Source organism: Rhodococcus sp. AW25M09 (assembly GCF_000333955.1).
Classification (GTDB): Bacteria; Actinomycetota; Actinomycetes; order Mycobacteriales; family Mycobacteriaceae; genus Rhodococcoides.
In genome coordinates, this window is sequence record NZ_CAPS01000031.1 from 1 (window position 1) to 16,581 (window position 16,581).

A 16,581-nucleotide genomic window follows, 5' to 3' on the forward strand; every position below is an offset into this window, starting at 1 on the left:
AAGATCCGCTAGCTACCGTCGTGAGCCTTTTGCACCCCTCCAGGGGTGCAAAAGGCTCACGAGGGCAACGCCCCACGTTCCTGGGCCTCGGCGAGGGTGGGGGCGGCTTTGTCCTTGGCGGAGAGCTCGAAGGTCAGGGGTGAGCCGTCGCGTGCGGTGGTGGGCCAGTCGATGCCCAGGGCCGGGTCGAGTGGGTTGATGTCGCGGTCCAGGGCCGGGGTGTATTCCAGTGAGCACAGGTACATGACGGTGGAATTGTCTTCGAGCGAGAGGATGGCGTGTCCGAGTCCTTCGGACAGGAATACCGCTTTGCGGTCGATGTCGTCGATCAGAACCGAATCCCACTGCCCGAACGTCGGGGAGCTCACGCGCAGGTCGACGATCACATCCAGGAACGCTCCGCGGGCGCAGGTGACGTATTTCGCTTGGCCGGGCGGGTTGGTGGTGAAGTGGATTCCGCGTAGGACCCCGGCGGCGGAGACCGAGCAGTTGGCCTGCTTCAGATCCAATGCTCGGCCGGTGGTCTCTTCGAACGCGGAGGCTTTGAACCATTCGAAGAACACGCCGCGGTCGTCGCCGAACTGGCGTGGGGTGTATTCGTAGGCACCGGCGATGTTCAGTTCGCGAAAGGTCATCGGTTTCCTCGGTCGATCAGGTCCAGTAGGTAGCGGCCGTACCCGGATTTGACGAGCTTTTCGGCCCGTTCACGTAGTTCGTCGTCGGTGATGAACCCGCGTCGCCACGCGACTTCTTCGGGGGACCCGATTTTCAGGCCCTGGCGTTGTTCGATGGTGCGTACGTAGTTGGAGGCGTCGAGCAGGGAGTCGAAGGTGCCGGTGTCGAGCCAGGCGGTACCGCGGGGCAGTACTTCGACCTGCAGGCGGCCGGCGTCGAGATAGTGGCGGTTGACGTCGGTGATCTCGTACTCACCGCGGGCGGAGGGTTTCAGGTCGCGGGCGATGGCGATGACGTCGTTGTCGTAGAAGTACAGGCCGGGGACGGCGTAGTTCGATTTCGGGACGGCGGGCTTTTCTTCCAACGAGATCGCTTTTCGGTTGTCGTCGAATTCGATGACGCCGTAGGCGGTGGGGTCGGAGACTTCGTAGGCGAACACGGCTCCGCCGTCGATGTCCTCGAAGCGGGAGAGTTGGGTGCCCAGGCCGGGGCCGTAGAAGATGTTGTCGCCCAACACCAGTGCGGCGGAGTCGGTGCCGATGTGCTCGGCGCCCAACACGAATGCTTGGGCGAGGCCGTTGGGTTCGTGTTGGACCTTGTAGGTCAGGTCGATGCCGAATTGGGAGCCGTCACCGAGTAGGCGCGCGAATTGGTCGGCGTCCTGGGGGGTGGTGATGATGAGGATCTCGCGGATTCCGGCCAGGATCAGCGTCGAGAGCGGGTAGTAGATCATCGGTTTGTCGTAGACCGGGACCAACTGCTTGCTGACGCCCATCGTGATCGGATGAAGTCGCGAGCCCGTGCCGCCCGCCAGAATGATTCCCCGCATGAAGCCGAAGTCTTCCAGACCCACCGATCGGCCGCTCGATTGTGCCTGCGCGATTTGCGCTGCATGAGCTGCCAGGCGCACCTAGGCTCACCGCATACCCAGCGCGTCGACAGAAGCGAGGACGACGATCGTGACGAGTCGCACCCAGATCGATACCGGCATCAGCCAGGTCACCACGCTCCTCTCGGCTGCGACGGGCGATGCTCGGGCGTCGGCGACGCCGTGTGACGAATGGACCGTTGCCGACCTGACGGACCACTTGGTGCACACCGCGGGTCAATTGGTGACGATGGCCCGCGGCGAGGAGATCGCCTGGTCGACCTCTCCGCAGTCCGTCGAGGACCCGATCCCGCTCTGGACCGAGCGCACCGGTGAGCTGCTGGCGGTGATCGACGCCGGCTCTCCGCTACCGCTCGGTATGGTCGCTGCCGAACTGTCGGTGCACGCGTGGGATCTTGCTACTGCGCTCGGACAGAGCACCGACGAGTTCGACCAGGCAGTGGCGGAGGAGGGGATGGAGTTCATGTCCGCCAACTTGACCGAGGAGCGACGGGCCGGGGCCTTCGATCCAGAGCAGCAGGCACCGGAGGGTGCCAACGCGTACGAGCGGCTGGCGGCCTTTGCCGGACGCACCATCGAGCGGAGCTGACACAGCCGGCCGGCCTGAGCCTCCACCGGTAAAGTGCCTGTTCATGAGAATTCTCGTCACGGGTGGCGCCGGGTTCATCGGCGCGAACTTCGTACATCAGACGCTCGCGCAACGCCCCGATTCGCAGGTCACCGTGCTCGACAAGCTCACCTACGCAGGAAACAGGGCCTCACTGGACCCGGTGGCCGATCGCATCGAGTTCGTGCACGGAGATATCGCCGACGCTGACCTCGTCGACCGCCTCGTTCGCGAGACGGATCTGGTCGTCCACTTCGCCGCCGAATCGCACAACGACAACTCGTTGACCGACCCGTGGCCGTTCGTCCACACCAACGTCATCGGCACCACCACCTTGCTCAATGCGGTCCGAGAACACGATGTGCGCTACCACCACATCTCCACCGACGAGGTATACGGCGACCTCGAACTCGATGACCCCGCACGGTTCACCGAATCGACTCCCTACAACCCCTCGAGCCCGTACTCCTCCACCAAGGCGTCGAGCGATCTGCTGGTGCGGGCCTGGACGCGGTCGTTCGGAGTCCGCTCCACCATCTCCAATTGCTCGAATAATTACGGCCCCTACCAGCACGTGGAGAAGTTCATTCCACGGCAGATCACCAACATCCTCAGCGGCTCCCGGCCCAAGCCCTACGGCGCAGGGCAGAACGTACGCGACTGGATTCACGTCGACGACCACAACAGCGCCGTCTGGGCCATCATCGAACGCGGCCGCATCGGCGAGACCTACCTCATCGGCGCGGACGGTGAAGCGAACAACCGCACAGTCCTCGAAGCGATCCTCGAAGAGACCGGCCATGCAGCCGACGCATTCGACTTCGTCACCGACCGCCCCGGCCACGACCTGCGGTACGCCATCGACTCGACCAAACTCCGCACCGAATTGGGTTGGACGCCAACCTATGTCGACTTCCGGGCCGGGCTGAAGGCGACCGTCGACTGGTATCGCGACAACGAGCAGTGGTGGCGACCGCAGAAAGACGCCACCGAAGCGGTCTACGCCTCCAAGGAGTCCGTCCTGCCCTGAAACGAGAACCGAGAGGCTAGCTGCTGCGCGACATCCGATGGCGCAGCAGCAGATACACCGCACGACGCATGAACGATGTCATCAGCGCCTTGGCGTTTCCGACGCGAACGTCGCCGTCGGACAACAATGTCGGGTCGCTTGCCTGCAGCGAGCGATGGAAGTCTGCGGCCTGACGTGCCTGCTGCGTCGCCAGTTCCACACTCCACTGGCCCGAGTTGATGCGGAACGACGCCAGCGGCTGCGGGAGGGCCACGATGTCGCCTCGTAGTGCGACCGCGATGAAGGTGGCCTGGTCGATCAGGTAGGGGTGGCTGTTGTCCCACAGGCCGATCTCGCGCAGCTCCGACAATTTCATCATGACGCCACCGGGCTCACCGAAGATGTTGGCACCGGCTCGAACTGCAGTTCTGGCGGCTACTCGGCCCGAGACCGTGCCGTGCAGTCCTCCCAGCCCGCGGGCGGCGATAACCGTCTTGCTGTTGGCGTCGATCAGGGCGCGCTGCGAGGCGACGAGGACCGCGGTCGGGTTGTCGTCGAATGCCTGCACCTGGGTGGCCAACGCGGTAGCCGCGATGGTGTCGTCGCCGCAGACGAGCTTGATCAGCTCACCCGTGGCCTCCTCGGTGACGCGGTTCCAGTTGGCTTGCGCGCCGCCGCCGGCCGGGGTGGTCAGGAGGCGGATGCGGGGGTCGTCGTACTTCTGCGCTACGGCCAGCGTGTCGTCGGTGGACGAATGATCGGCGATGACCAGCTCGAAGTCCGTGAACGTCTGCGCGAGAATCGAATCGATGGTCTCGGCCAGATATTCGGCGTTGTTGTACGCCGGGACGACGACGGAAACACGAGGTGTCATGGTGTGGGGGCCTGGCTCTTTCTGCGGAACGAGAAGTCGCGGTAGCCGAAGAAGCTGACGACTGCCATTACTGCTGTGACGACCAATTGTGAAGGAATGGGCGGGAAATGGAGGATAGAGACGGCGACCGTCATCAGCGAGATGTTCGCGAGGAACGCCCCGAAGTTGACGACGAAGAATCGCAGTAGATCGCGCAGAAAGTGACCCCGCACGCGGAACACCAGGTAGCGGTACATCGCGAAGGCGCACAGTACGTTGCAGAGGTACCCGAGCACGATGGCGGCGTGGTAGCCGTACTGCTCACCGATCAGCAGCTGCCACAGGATGAACCACGCGGTACCCAGTGCGGTGTTCACTCCACCGACGAGCAGGAATGCAATTTTCTGATTCTTGACGATGCGCATCAGCGGCCCGGGCGCACCGTTCATTCCTGCCGGGGGAGCGGGAGTATGCGGTTCGGTCATCGCCCTGCCGCCAATGCTTGACGCGTGGCGAACAGGGTGGAGGCGATGCCGGCGGGCAGAGTGCGGTGGGTTCGGCGATCGATCTGCGGCCACACCGTCGAACGCAGCCGTAGATCGCGACCCTGGAACACTGCGAGCGGCGAGGCTGCGAGCACCACGTTCGGCCGACGGCGGAAGACCGTCCGGCACGCCCCGAGGATCGAACCGATCGTGACGGCTTCCCCCGACGCGAAGATCTTGACCGTCGGCGACAGTCGTTGCGTCGCAGACAGGGTGAGGGTGTCGGCGACCATCTCGGCCGCGTCGGACACGTACAGATAGTCGCGCAACGTATCCATGGGTACGAAGATGGAGACGGGTGAGGCCAGGAGGTATCCCCGGCACAGGTGGGAGATCAGGCCCTGCGGCTTGGCGAGGTTCTGCCCGGGCCCGTAGAGGTTCGCGAAACGGCCGATCGCCACGTTGATGCCGGTGCGCACACCGAACTCGGTTGCGACGGCCTCGGACTCCAGCTTTGCAAAACCGTAGTCGCCCAACGGAACCGGTTTTGTTCCTTCATGATGCGGTGCTCCGGTCGCGCCCGCGTAGACGCCTCCGGCGGACGACGCGAGGAAGACCGTTCCGGTGTCTGTGCGGTTGGCGGCGACGGCCTCGATCCGCGAGAGTACGGTGCGAATCAGGTCGTTCTCGCGGGCGAATTGTGCTGCGCTGGTTCCGTTCACACCGGCTCCCGCAGCCCAGATCACGTTCCACACGCCGTCGTCGAACGAGTCGAAGAATGCCGAGCAGTGTTGCAGCAGAGCCTCTTCGGCCAAGACGTTGTTTGCCCAGGGGATGGTGCTGGTGTGCACACGATGTCCCCGGCGTTGCACCTCCCGGGTTGCTGCCGCGCCGAGCAGTCCGCCGCTGCCGACGATCCAGGTGTGCGTCGCGGTCACGTCTTCGGTGTGTTTTCGAGTGATTCGGTGGTGTCGGCAGGCACTGTGGGCTCGAGGCGTCCGAGTGGGCCGTTTCCGGGATCGGTCACGATCAGATACGGAGGCTTACCCATGGCCGTCTTGACGTTGACGCCCACGTACTCGGCTACCACGCCGAGCGAGAACAACGTTGCCCCGAAGCCGAACAACAGAATCACCATCGTCGACGCCCAGCCCTGCACCTCGGATCCGGGGTCGAACGCGAAGTACGACACCAGCACGTAGGCGACGAGAATCAGGCCGAGCAGCGCGAAGGCGATACCGATGAAGCTGACCATCCGCAGACCCTTGGTGCCGCTCGAGAGCACCATCCGCCAGAAGTGCGAGAGCAGCGTCCGCAGTCGATAGCCCGATCGACGGTCCACCTCCTCGCGCAATGCCACCGGACTCGTCGTGACGTCGCCTGCGATCCAACCGAGCGCGATGTCCAGGTACGCCTCGGATCCGGCGTACGCGGCGACCGAGCGACCGACTTCACCGAGCACCAGGCGGTAACTCTGGTAATCGACGGTGTTGTCCCCGGCCAGGGCCTTGGCGATCAGCCACTTGGCGCCTCGAGAGGCTGCGTTGCGCCACATTCCATGGGGTGCTGCGTTCGTGGGCTTGGCGTAGACCACGGTGGCCTGCTGGTCGAGGGCAGTATCGAGCATCCCGCCGATGGCGGCCGGGTCGTGTTGCCCGTCCTCGTCCATCGTGACGATCCATTCGCCGCCGCTCGACGCCATGCCCGCCAGCGTGGCGGGATGCTGACCGAAGTTACGGCTGAGCCAGACTCCTCGAACGAACGCGTGCGCGGAGGTCAGCTGTCGGATGACTGCGGCGGAGTTGTCGGGCCCGTGATCGAACACGAGCAGAACCTCTTCGACGATCAGCGGACGCCCGACGGGAGTGTGCGTCACCTGCGTCAACGGAACGATCTCGTCGATCAACGCACTGAGCGTCCGTTCGCCCTGGTAGACCGGCACCACGATGGAGATGCGGTGCGGCTCGGCAGCGGCGTGGGACATCACGAGGTCTGAGCCTAACTGCTTTGCGGCGCGGTACCGAACTCCGAAGAGCGAACGTTTCTGCGTCGTCGCACATCGAGCACCACCAGGCCGATCAGCACCATCACTCCGCCGGCCATCGCGGCCAGTCCGAGTCGTTCACCCGGCGGCCGGAAAGTGAGTTCCAGATCGGCGTTCTCGGTGCCGGGCGGCAGGTCGACGTACAGGAAGATGTCGGCCAAGCCCTTGGTCTGCAGCGTCTCGCCATTGAGCGTCGCTGTGTAGCCCGGCCAGGCCAACCGCGAGAATACGACGCTGCCGCCCTCGGCGGAGGTAACTCGAGCACGTTCCGATGTGGCGCTGAAACCCTCTGATCGAGCCATCGCATCGACAGTGGCGACTATCCGACCCTGCACGTCCGAAACTGGACCGTCAGTGCGTTCGAGGACATAGATTTGCCCGGCAGTGGTTGTGGGCGGGTCCACCCACTGCCAACCGTCCGGGGGCGGCCGCAAATCGGCGCGAGGGTAGAGCGCCTGTTGCAGAACTACACGGTCGACGCCCATCAGGTCGACGTAGGTCCGGCCCGTGTACGGCTCGATCCGAAATGCGTTCGTGAACGAATCCCTACAGGTCGAGCCCTCGAACTCGAAGCACAGCAGATCGCCGAATTTTTCGTAGCCAACAGGTGTGTAGGCGTTGACATAATCCGAATCGAGCACTTTGGCGTAGTTGCCGTACACCTGGGAGTGCCAGGGCAGGCTCGGGTCGTGTTCGTTCGTCGCGGATAGCTGTCCGGTCAAGTTGAGCTGTCCGAACTGCAGGGTGACGCCCTCCCACTGCGGGAACTCGGCCTTGGCCTGCGCCTGCGACGTGGGTAGCCACCACTTGGCAAAGGGAGCCGAGTACGCCGCAACCTGGTAGGTCGCTACTGGAACGATGGTGATCAGGACGAGTACGGCGACTGCCCGTTGACCGAAACGCCTGGCCAAATACACCCCTATTGCGCCGACAGAGATGATCAGTAGTCCTGCCACCAGGTGGCGGTTGGTGAACTGAGGACCAGAGGACGCCGCCCGAAGCACCATCACCACGACGATGACGGCAGCTGCAATCAACCGTGGGCGAACCATCCTGACAGTGCCGAACCGGCTGATCAGCACGCTGACCAGAATCAAGGAGATCAGTGCCACGAACGGTAGCAGCCGCGCCGGGTAGCGCAGCGGACCGATCGCCGACGGCCCAGCCGTGAACAGCAGCAGCACGATGAGCAGGACGATCGGCGTGGAGAGTTGTCGAAGCACACCAGGGACCGCACGCCAGGCCACGAAAGCCAGAATTGGGAGTACGAACCACCCGATGTACGTGATCGGCGCGTACGTGGTCTCGCCGGAATAGCCTTCGATACTCGATATCGACGATGGGATGATCGACGTCAGAGTCTCCGACCACGGAGCCGTCAAGAAGTTGTCGTTGGTGACGCCCTCACTGCCGCTGCGGTAGGTGACCGAGGCCGTGAGGATCCCCGGCAGGAAGGTGATCGCGCCGCATCCTGCGGCGGCGATACCGACCGCCAGGATTCGAAGAACCGGACGCCACCGCCTGACGTCTACGTACTCACCGACAGCGATGCACGCGACTACGACACCCGCCATGAGCGCGGCGTGTACGTAACCGATGCTGATGGCGAGGTAGAGAAAAACGAACGTGGATACAGGGCCGCTGTACCCGCGGGCGTAGCGAACGCCACTTGCCCATGCTTGCATCACCCATGCTGCGCCCATGAGCGACGTGATCCAGGCGGGCTGTTCGAAGAACAGCGTGAACCCCACGAAGGGAGCGCTTGCGCCGGCTACAGCCGCCCAGGCAGGACGTGCCCCGTAGGTCATGGCAACGCGATAGACGCCCGTTGCCAAGATGAGCGAAAAGCCCAGCTTCACTGCAATCGCGAGGAAGTTCAGGTTGTCGATCGATGGAGACGCGTAGTTGATCGCCATCTGGACCGGGTTGAACAAGCCGCCTTGGCCCTCTACGGGGTAGTTTCCGGCCATCCATTGGTCGAGCACCAGGGACGGAAACAGGTTTCCTTCCCTCATGATGCGACCCAGTTGAAGCCAATTACCTATGGCACCGGATTCGGTGTCATTGACGTAGAACCAGCGCGAATCGACCGCCAAAATGGCGATGAATCCGGTCACCACGACGGCGGCGACGACCGCACCCCATAGAAGCCGGGCCTTGCCGCCCGACGAACCGCCCGCGAGTGTCGAGGCACTCGTGGGCTGAGTAGGCAAGGCGGTCAAGGTCCACTCCGTAACTTCGGGTAACGACATTGCGACTCTAGCCGTCGGATCGCCCGCAGCCTGGGACGGCATGGCTGATGCGCGGGTCGAGAAATCCAGCACGGTGGTTTTGCAACCATTTTCGAGCGGCGAAGGGCACGACTCCGAGGGGGTTCATGTCGCCGAAGTGCCAGGTGCGTCTCGGGCATCAGCTTCGCCGACACCGAGAATCCGAAATTCGGTTCTGAAATAGTTTTCCCTGATGGACCGCTGGGTTACCTCGAACGCACTGCACGGCCGTAGGGTCATCTTGCCTTCGGCGAACCCGACACCGTGTCGTTCGAGACGGTACGGATCGACCCGATAATGCCTGAGAACGGTTGCGGCTGACTACTTCCCGAACAGCCGAGCCCAGTTCGATCGGCTTGTCATCTCGGCGAACGCGTCGCGATACTGCTCACGGACCACCGGTGCGTTCCGGCGCAGTTTCCACTGCGCTCGGAGTCCGCGAACCAGAAGTTCTCTCATCAGCTCTGGATTGTGACGCCTGACCCGGACGCCTTCCTGGGACGCGTCGGTGACCACGGCGTGGCCGAACAGGGATACATGCCACCAGTGGGCATCGCGGCTGGCGATGGCAACCGGATGCGGATTCAGCCGTCCACGCAACTGCTGAAGCAATCGCTTGGCCAGGACCAAGCCCTCCATGCTCGGCCACGGTGCAGCATTCGCGATCTGGTAGTCGGCACTCTGCAGATCAGGCGCATGCGCAGCTGAATGGCGTATCGTTTCGGCGAACTTGGCGCGCTCACGGCGAATACCGCTCGCTGCTTCCACTCCACCGTCGTCGAACGCGGCGGGACCGTTCAGGAAGTCCTCGATGGCCTTGATCTGAGTGAAGGCCAACCCGTATTGCATACCGACGAGGAATCGCAGTAGATCCCGAGAAAGGCTCCGGAACAGTACTCTTCCGTCGAAGTCGCTATGTAGCGCCGCGGTGAGCAGCCCGTTTCGGATGTTGAAGTACCGGTGCCATTCGTCCCAGTCCTTCCACGAGAAGTCGGCGTGCCACACACCCGCGCTGGGTAGTGTGACGGTTGCGAAACCGCGTCCGCGCGCTCGCATTCCGTATTCGACGTCGTCCCACTGAAAGAAAAGTGGGAGGGGGTAACCGATTTGGGCGATGATCTCCGACGGGATGAGGCACGTCCACCAGCCGTTGTAGCCGGCGTCGACGCGAATCTCTTGCTTCTTCTTGACAACACTCGCGTTGACCAGAGCGTTGGTTGCCGGAATTCCGACCTTCGGCCCGGTCAAGTCGGCATGCTCGGCCCCCACGAGGACGCGATCAGGGTGGAAAAGACCGAGCATCTGCGCGCCGACGATGGCCGGGTCGACGGTCATATTTGCAAAAGCGTTGATACGCAGCACAGTTTCGGGTTCGCACAGGATGTCGTCGTCCATGAGGACGACGTTGGCGTGCTCTGCTCCGACTACTTCGGTGACCTCGTACATGCCGCGGGTGAAGCCGCCGGCACCACCCAGATTGGGCTGCCGGATGTACACGAGCTTGTCCTGCAGAACATGTGCGGTGTCCTGGAACTTGGCGCGCTTTTCGACGAGGTCCGTTCCCTGGTCTACGACATACACGGCATCGAGTCCGTCCACCACCTGGGTGTCGTTGCCCAAGGACGCTACGGTCTCCGCACACTCGTCGGCGCGATTGTAGGTGCAGATCACCACTGCGGCAGGACGAATCTTGGCCGGGGAGTCGACGGTCCAGGCGAGGTCGCGAATGTTCAGCGCACCCTTGTCTGTCTCGAAACGAAGCCACAGCGCGCCGCCGTCGACGAATCTGTCCAGTGCGCCTTCGAGTTCGGTTGTGCCGGAGCCGTCCACGTCCACGGCCGCTACCGTTCGATTGCGACCGTCTGCGTCTGATGCGATCAGTGAGAATCGACCGGACCCGTTGTACGACAGACTGACTCGCACCTCGGCTACGGCGGTCCAGCGCTGCCAGTAACTAGCAGGAAAACGGCCGAAATAGGTGTTGGTGTCCACTTTCGAGTTCGCTTCGATCGAAACCTCGAAACGAGACCGATGTGCGCGACCGGAGCCGATGTGCAGATACAGATCATCTTGTATGAGAGTGGAGGGACCGCCGAACAGTCCCCGTTGGACGACGAACCGGGGCGGTGCCTCGTGTTGGACCAGTCGTGATTGCACATCAGCACTGGTGTGTGCGATGTCCGCGGTAACCTCGGTCATCAACGCTCCAAAAGTCGTACGGGTTCTTAGAGGGCCCTCTGCTGACCCGACTCCGCGATCCTACCTTCGGAATCCTTCCTTCCTGCGCAGACTCCGTTCAGGCAGAAGTGCGCGTTACGGTCGGAGCCGTGCGAATGCGTACGACGACCTGCTCGTTGTCCGCGGTGTAGCCCAGGTAGTCGAACTCTGTTCCGGTGCGTGCGACGAATTCCGTCCACGCCCGGTATTCGTGGTTACGCCAGCCGGGGAAGTTGAAGTACTCGTCGAACACGATGACGGTGCCCACGGCGAGTCGGTCGGCCACCAGTTCCAGCACGGTGACCGTCGACGAGTACAGGTCGGCGTCCAGATGCAGGAACGCCAGCTTCTCGTGATGGCCCTTCAGAAAGCCCGGTAGCGAGTCCTCGAACAATCCGGGGACGATCTGCGCGCCCGGGACCTCGGGGACGGTGTCCTGCTCGAACAATCCCTTGGGGAAGCCGGTACGCCACGTCTCGGGGAGTCCGGAGAAGACGTCGAACCCGGCGACGACGGTGACGTCTTTGTGCGACGCCAATTCCTCGGCGATGATCTCGAGTGTCGTTCCGCTGGCGACACCGAATTCGAGCGCCATGCCGCGGATGGAGACCTCGCCGAGCGCGAATCGCAGTGTCGCGTGGGGCCGGAGGAAGGTGGGAGCCTGCGGCATCATCTCCTCGGCGAACTCGGCGCTTTGGGCGGCCGCTTCGACGTCGGAGGCATAGGGGATGTCGCGACGCATCCGCATCTCGAGGCCGCGGATGAACGCGTGCAGGTCGTCGATCTCACGGCGTTGGCGCTCGAGGACGTCGAGCAGTTTTGCCTGCTGATCGCCGGTCTGCTCGGCCAGCTGTGCGGTCTGCTGTTCCAGAGCCTCGCCGATGACTCGTTGAAGCTTCTCCCGTGCCGAAAACTTGATGCGATCCGCGAGCTTCCGAGGTTCCGTCATGGGCACACGGTATCGGTATCACGCGGGTCCGCGCACCCCTTGCCGTGCGGTGCTGTGTCGATATTTGCCGGGGTTAGGCCCTACGGAAGTGGTCCCGACGCCCCAGCCCACTCAGCCGGAACCGATCGGCCGGGCCGCGAGGGCTCCTGGTGGTGATCGGAACGAACCACGTGAAGCCAATGCAATCCTGCAGCAGTAACTTTCGCATGTCCGGCCGAGGCGTCAGGTATCCGCGGGAGCGGTAGCTGAAGTCGCATCCTCCGGGTATCGAGTGTGCATCCGGCCGCTCGAGGATCGGCTCCAATTCCTCGGCCCCGTCGGGATGGACGTAGGCCGTCGTCGGGCACGTGCCCCACACTGCACTCAGGCCTATTGCGAGTGACCGCTCTCTAAGTTACGGTTCGACCATCCTATGACGGAGGTCACATGAGCTCGGACATTTCTTTCGACGTCATCATCACCGGCGGTACCGTGTACGACGGTTCCGGAGGGCCTGGGGTTCGAGCCGACGTGGGCATCGTCGACGGTGTAGTGCGGGCGGTGTCGTCCACACCGCTCCAGGTGGGCACCGCCACCGAGATCGTCGACGCCACCGGCAAGTGGGTCACGCCCGGCTTCGTGGACGTGCACACTCATTACGACGCCGAGGTGCTCGTCGGACCCGGTCTCGACGAGTCCGTTCGGCACGGGGTCACGACGGTGCTGTTGGGAAATTGTTCGTTGTCCACGCTCTATTCCACGCCGGTGGACATTGCCGACCTGTTCAGTCGGGTCGAGGCGCTGCCGCGAGATCACGTCCTCAAAGCCGTCGACACTCACAAGACGTGGACGAGCCCCGAGGAGTACATCGCAGCCCTCGAGAACCTGCCTCTCGGACCCAATATCGCAGCGCTGGTCGGGCATTCGGATCTGCGTGCCCACGTCATGGGTTTGGATCGCTCGACCGATCGCAGTCAGAAGCCCACCCGTGAGGAATGGCGCGCGATGTCCGACGCGCTCGAGAAGGCCCTCGATGCCGGACTGCTCGGAATGTCGACCATGACGAATCCGTGGGACAAGCTGGACGGCGATCGGTACCGGTCTCGTTCGTTGCCGTCCTCGTACGCCCGGTGGAGCGAATTCCGTGCTCTGCACAAGATTCTGCGTCGACGCGGTCGATTGTTGCAGAGCATTCCGAACCTGAACACCAAGTACGACATGTTGTTCTTCCTCGCCACGGCCACCGGGGTCGGCCGCACTCCGCTCAAGATCTCGCTGCTGGCGGCGGCCGATGCCAAGGCGTCGCCGTGGATCCATCGCGTCTTCGGCCCGCTCGCTCGCATGGTCAACGGGCCGGGCAAGGGTCAGTTCCGCTGGCAGCACCTGCCGACTACATTCGACGTGTATTCCGACGGCATCGATCTCGTGGTGTTCGAGGAGTTCGGCTCGGGCCGAGCGGCACTGCATCTGCGAGAAGAGTTGGGCCGCAACGAGTTGCTGTCGGACGAGGCCTACCGCCGCTGGTTCCGTGCCGATTTCGAGAAGAAGTTCAGCTCACGCGTCTGGCATCGAGACTTCGCAGACGCGGAGATCACCGAGTGTCCCGACGCGTCGGTCGTCGGGAAGAACATCGCGGAGGTTGCGGCCGAGCGCGGCGTGCACGTCGTGGACGCATTTCTCGATCTGGTGGTCGAGCACGGCCGAAAGCTGCGCTGGCACACGACGGTCGCCAATCATCGCAAGCGTCAGATGGACAAGCTGATCAACCAGCCCGGAGTGACCGTCGGATTCTCCGACGCCGGTGCTCATCTGCGCAACATGGCGTTCTACAACTTCGGCATCCGGTTGCTGCACCGCGTGCACGACGCACGCAACGATCGCCGACCGTTCATGACCGTCGAGAAGGCCGTGCACAAGCTCAGCGGCGAGTTGGCCGACTTCTACGGTGTCGACGCCGGACACCTCCGGGTGGGTGATCGCGCCGATATCGTGGTGATCGATCCGGAGGGCTTGGACGAGGAGGTCCTGGCCTACCGAGAGGAGACCATGCCGGAGTTCGGTGGGCTGAGCCGAATGGTCAACCGCAACGACCGCGCCGTGGCCGCCACTCTGGTCGCCGGCCGCGTCGTGTTCTCCGATGGGGTTTTCGCACCGTGGTTCGGCGTGTCCGAGCGTGCCGGTAGCTTCCTGCGGGCCGGTACTCCGACGGCTCCTCGTCGCCGGGAGCGCGTGTAAGTGGCGAGTCAACAGCAACGCCGGGAAGAGACAATCGGAAAGCTGCTCGACGCAGCTATCTCGTCACTGTGTGAAAAAGGTTATGCAGCAACCAGTGTCAGCGAGATTGTCAGCCGGGCCGGAGTGTCCTCCGGTGCCATGTTCAGGCACTTCGAGACCAGGCTCGACTTGATGGTGGCGGCCGCCGACGAGGTTCGCCGACGTCAGTTCGTCGAGTTTCGTCGGGGTCTGTCGGGTTTCGGAAGTGCGTCGATCGAGCACTGTCTCGAACTGCTCAGGGCGGCGTGCCGGGCCCCGATCAACGGTGCCTGGTACGAGCTTCTCACCGCGGCCCGCAGTGATGTAGAACTTCGAGAGCGGCTGCAGCCGTTCACCATCCGGTACCACGAGCAGATCGCCGAACTCGCTCGCGCGCTCCCGATTGCGGGTGCGATCGACCCACGGCATATGGAGACGGTGGTCTTCACCGTGGTGCATCTGCTCGACGGTGAGGCCTTGGCGGCCGTGGTGCATCCGCAACCCGAGCAGGAGGCCATGCGGCTGACGATGATCGCTCACCTGATCCGCGGCGGCACGCTCCACGCGATGAGCGAGGCCGGGTGACGGGTTGGACGGCTCCCGCGCGCCCCTTGCCGTACGGCGCTGTGTCGATATTTGCCTGGGCTAGGGCCTACGGAAGTGTTCCCGACGCCCCAGCCCACGCAACCGGAACCACTCGGCCAGACCGCGAGGGTTCCTGGTGGTGATCAGGAAGAACCACGTGAAGCGAATCCATTCCTGTGGCAACAGCTTTCGCATCCCGGGCTGCGACATCAGGTACCCGCGGTTGCGGTAGGTGAAGTAGCGCTTGGTCGCGTCTTCCGGGTACTGAGTGTGCATCCGGCCGCCGAGGATCGGCTTGAACTCCTCGGCCCCGTTGGGGTGAACGTAGGCCGTCGTCAGGCAGGTGCCGAACTTCAGGCCCGAGCGCTGCAGACGGCGATGCACCTCCACCTCGTCGCCGCGGACGAACAGGCGCAGATCGGGCACACCCACCGCATCGATCGTCGACGCCCGGAACAATGCCCCGTTGAACAGTGACGCGATGCCTTCGAGCAGGTCGTCCTGCGGATTGTCCGGGTCGATCAGCTCCGAGCGCAGTCGACGCCACGAGGTGCCACGCCGCAGCGGAAACGCCAACCGATCCGGATCGTCGATATCGCAGACGACGGGGGAGACCTCGTCGAGGCCGTGCCTCACCGCGCACGCCAGCAGCGTCGCCAGAACTTCCGCGCCCTCGGGACGGCCGTCGTCGTCGGCGAGGAACACCCAGTCCGCGCCGAGCGAGAGCGCATAGAGAATCCCGAGCGCGAACCCGCCTGCACCGCCGAGATTGTGCTGGGAACCCAGGTACGTCGTCGGCAGCGCGCTGGACTCGACCAACTCACGTACGGCGGGCTCGTCGGCGTTGTCGACGACCACCAGATGATCGAGCGGACGCGTCTGCGCACCGATCACCTCCAGCGACAGGGCCAACAATTCACGACGCTTGTGCGTGACGATGACGCCGACAATGCGATCAGCCACTACTGCTTGTCCTCGCGCTCGATCTCTTTCAGAATCTGCGCGACGTGATCTCCGGCGTCGTCTCCCTCGTACGCCCGCACCACGTCCTCGATGCCACCCTGCTGCCGAACCTGGCCGTGATCGATCCACATCGCGGTGTCACACAGCTGAGCCAGGAATTCGTTGGAGTGGCTGGCGAACACCAGGATGCCCGAGCGCTTCACCAACTCCTGCAACCGGATACGAGCCTTCTTCATGAACTCCGCGTCGACGGCCCCGATGCCCTCGTCGAGCAGCAGGATTTCCGGGTCGATGCTGGTGACCACACCCATCGCGACGCGGACACGCATGCCGGTCGAGTAGGTACGCAGCGGCATGTCGAGGTAGTCGCCCAGTTCGGTGAAGTCGGCGATCTCGTCCATCTTCGCGAGCATCTGCTTGCGGGTCTGCCCGAGGAACAGTCCGCGAATGATGATGTTCTCGTAGCCGGAGATCTCGGGATCCATACCGACACCCAGGTCGAACACCGGCGCGACGCGGCCGCGGATGGTCGCACTGCCACGCGTCGGCTCGTAGATACCCGACAGCAGCCGCAGCAGCGTCGATTTGCCCGCGCCGTTGTGTCCCACCAGGCCGACGCGATCGCCGTCCTTCAGGTTCATCGTGATGTTCTTGAGAGCTTCCACGACGACGACGTCGGATGAGTTGCGGTCGATGGCACCACCGGCCTTGCCGAGAAATGCCTTCTTCAACGAGCGGGTCTTGGCGTCGAAGATGGGGAAATCGACGCACGCGTCATGAGTGCTGATGCTGATGGACAACGA

15 protein-coding genes are annotated in these 16,581 nt (G+C 63.5%); 4 read left to right on the forward strand and 11 right to left on the reverse strand.

Features of this window, described 5'->3' with window-relative positions; all coding sequences use genetic code 11:
* Positions 1–56 precede the first annotated feature (56 nt).
* A complete protein-coding gene (locus tag RHODMAR_RS05445; RefSeq protein ID WP_008712150.1) occupies positions 57–635 on the reverse strand; it encodes a dTDP-4-dehydrorhamnose 3,5-epimerase family protein in 579 nt (192 codons plus the stop codon).
* Complete coding sequence (rfbA, locus tag RHODMAR_RS05450) at positions 632–1,504, reverse strand: glucose-1-phosphate thymidylyltransferase RfbA (RefSeq protein ID WP_042938155.1); 873 nt, start codon at positions 1,502–1,504, stop codon at positions 632–634. Before rfbA ends, RHODMAR_RS05445 begins: the two co-directional genes overlap by 4 nt.
* Positions 1,505–1,634: 130 nt before the next feature.
* Between rfbA and RHODMAR_RS05455 the strand changes: the two genes are divergently transcribed.
* Both RHODMAR_RS05455 and rfbB read left to right on the forward strand, forming a co-directional pair.
* Positions 1,635–2,153 (forward strand): maleylpyruvate isomerase family mycothiol-dependent enzyme, encoded by a 519-nt coding sequence (locus RHODMAR_RS05455; RefSeq protein ID WP_008712154.1) that lies wholly within the window; start codon positions 1,635–1,637, stop codon positions 2,151–2,153.
* 43 nt (positions 2,154–2,196) lie between these two features.
* Positions 2,197–3,201: a dTDP-glucose 4,6-dehydratase gene (gene rfbB, locus RHODMAR_RS05460; RefSeq protein WP_008712156.1), complete on the forward strand. Its 1,005-nt coding sequence runs from the start codon at positions 2,197–2,199 to the stop codon at positions 3,199–3,201.
* Positions 3,202–3,217: 16 nt separating this feature from the next.
* Here rfbB and RHODMAR_RS05465 read toward each other — a convergent pair whose 3' ends face one another.
* The 7 genes from RHODMAR_RS05465 to RHODMAR_RS05495 all read right to left on the reverse strand — a co-directional run bounded on the left by RHODMAR_RS05465 (position 3,218) and on the right by RHODMAR_RS05495 (position 11,998).
* Positions 3,218–4,054 carry a glycosyltransferase family 2 protein gene (locus RHODMAR_RS05465; RefSeq protein WP_008712158.1) on the reverse strand — a complete coding sequence of 279 codons (837 nt, stop codon included), beginning with the start codon at positions 4,052–4,054 and terminating at the stop codon, positions 3,218–3,220.
* Entirely contained in the window at positions 4,051–4,518 is a 468-nt protein-coding gene (locus RHODMAR_RS05470) for a GtrA family protein (protein WP_008712161.1), read from the reverse strand. Before RHODMAR_RS05470 ends, RHODMAR_RS05465 begins: the two co-directional genes overlap by 4 nt.
* The gene (locus RHODMAR_RS05475; protein ID WP_008712163.1) at positions 4,515–5,456 is read right to left on the reverse strand and encodes an NAD-dependent epimerase/dehydratase family protein; all 942 of its coding nucleotides are present in this window, start codon (positions 5,454–5,456) and stop codon (positions 4,515–4,517) included. Before RHODMAR_RS05475 ends, RHODMAR_RS05470 begins: the two co-directional genes overlap by 4 nt.
* Positions 5,453–6,502, reverse strand: a complete 1,050-nt coding sequence (locus tag RHODMAR_RS05480; protein ID WP_232433590.1) for a glycosyltransferase — start codon at positions 6,500–6,502, stop codon at positions 5,453–5,455. Before RHODMAR_RS05480 ends, RHODMAR_RS05475 begins: the two co-directional genes overlap by 4 nt.
* Before the next feature lie 14 nt (positions 6,503–6,516).
* Positions 6,517–8,784: a membrane protein gene (locus tag RHODMAR_RS05485; RefSeq protein WP_008712169.1), complete on the reverse strand. Its 2,268-nt coding sequence runs from the start codon at positions 8,782–8,784 to the stop codon at positions 6,517–6,519.
* A gap of 369 nt (positions 8,785–9,153) precedes the next feature.
* On the reverse strand, positions 9,154–11,031 hold the full coding sequence (locus tag RHODMAR_RS05490) for a glycosyltransferase (protein WP_008712170.1): 1,878 nt from the start codon (positions 11,029–11,031) through the stop codon (positions 9,154–9,156).
* A gap of 97 nt (positions 11,032–11,128) precedes the next feature.
* Positions 11,129–11,998, reverse strand: coding sequence for a TylF/MycF/NovP-related O-methyltransferase (locus RHODMAR_RS05495; protein ID WP_008712172.1), 870 nt, complete (start codon positions 11,996–11,998; stop codon positions 11,129–11,131).
* Positions 11,999–12,424: 426 nt separating this feature from the next.
* On the opposite strand from RHODMAR_RS05495, the gene RHODMAR_RS05505 reads away from it, so the two are divergent.
* Positions 12,425–14,212: an N-acyl-D-amino-acid deacylase family protein gene (locus RHODMAR_RS05505; RefSeq protein ID WP_008712176.1), complete on the forward strand. Its 1,788-nt coding sequence runs from the start codon at positions 12,425–12,427 to the stop codon at positions 14,210–14,212.
* Positions 14,213–14,815 (forward strand): TetR/AcrR family transcriptional regulator, encoded by a 603-nt coding sequence (locus RHODMAR_RS05510; protein WP_008712178.1) that lies wholly within the window; start codon positions 14,213–14,215, stop codon positions 14,813–14,815.
* Between the two features lie 60 nt (positions 14,816–14,875).
* Here the strand turns inward: RHODMAR_RS05510 and glfT1 are convergent, their stop codons facing one another.
* Entirely contained in the window at positions 14,876–15,778 is a 903-nt protein-coding gene (gene glfT1 / locus RHODMAR_RS05515; protein WP_008712180.1) for a galactofuranosyltransferase GlfT1, read from the reverse strand.
* A complete protein-coding gene (gene wzt / locus RHODMAR_RS05520; RefSeq protein ID WP_008712181.1) occupies positions 15,778–16,578 on the reverse strand; it encodes a galactan export ABC transporter ATP-binding subunit Wzt/RfbE in 801 nt (266 codons plus the stop codon). The genes glfT1 and wzt overlap by 1 nt, the downstream gene beginning before the upstream one ends.
* Positions 16,579–16,581: the final 3 nt, after the last annotated feature.

Excerpts from the sequence above, each read along its gene's own strand:
- RHODMAR_RS05465 (WP_008712158.1), bottom strand. The coding sequence starts at position 4,054 with ATGACACCTCGTGTTTCCGTCGTCGTCCCGGCGTACAACAACGCCGAA.
- RHODMAR_RS05490 (WP_008712170.1), bottom strand. The coding sequence starts at position 11,031 with ATGACCGAGGTTACCGCGGACATCGCACACACCAGTGCTGATGTGCAA.
- rfbB (WP_008712156.1), top strand. The coding sequence starts at position 2,197 with ATGAGAATTCTCGTCACGGGTGGCGCCGGGTTCATCGGCGCGAACTTC.
- RHODMAR_RS05480 (WP_232433590.1), bottom strand. The coding sequence starts at position 6,502 with ATGTCCCACGCCGCTGCCGAGCCGCACCGCATCTCCATCGTGGTGCCG.
- rfbA (WP_042938155.1), bottom strand. The coding sequence starts at position 1,504 with ATGCGGGGAATCATTCTGGCGGGCGGCACGGGCTCGCGACTTCATCCG.
- RHODMAR_RS05470 (WP_008712161.1), bottom strand. The coding sequence starts at position 4,518 with ATGACCGAACCGCATACTCCCGCTCCCCCGGCAGGAATGAACGGTGCG.
- RHODMAR_RS05495 (WP_008712172.1), bottom strand. The coding sequence starts at position 11,998 with ATGACGGAACCTCGGAAGCTCGCGGATCGCATCAAGTTTTCGGCACGG.
- RHODMAR_RS05505 (WP_008712176.1), top strand. The coding sequence starts at position 12,425 with ATGAGCTCGGACATTTCTTTCGACGTCATCATCACCGGCGGTACCGTG.
- RHODMAR_RS05445 (WP_008712150.1), bottom strand. The coding sequence starts at position 635 with ATGACCTTTCGCGAACTGAACATCGCCGGTGCCTACGAATACACCCCA.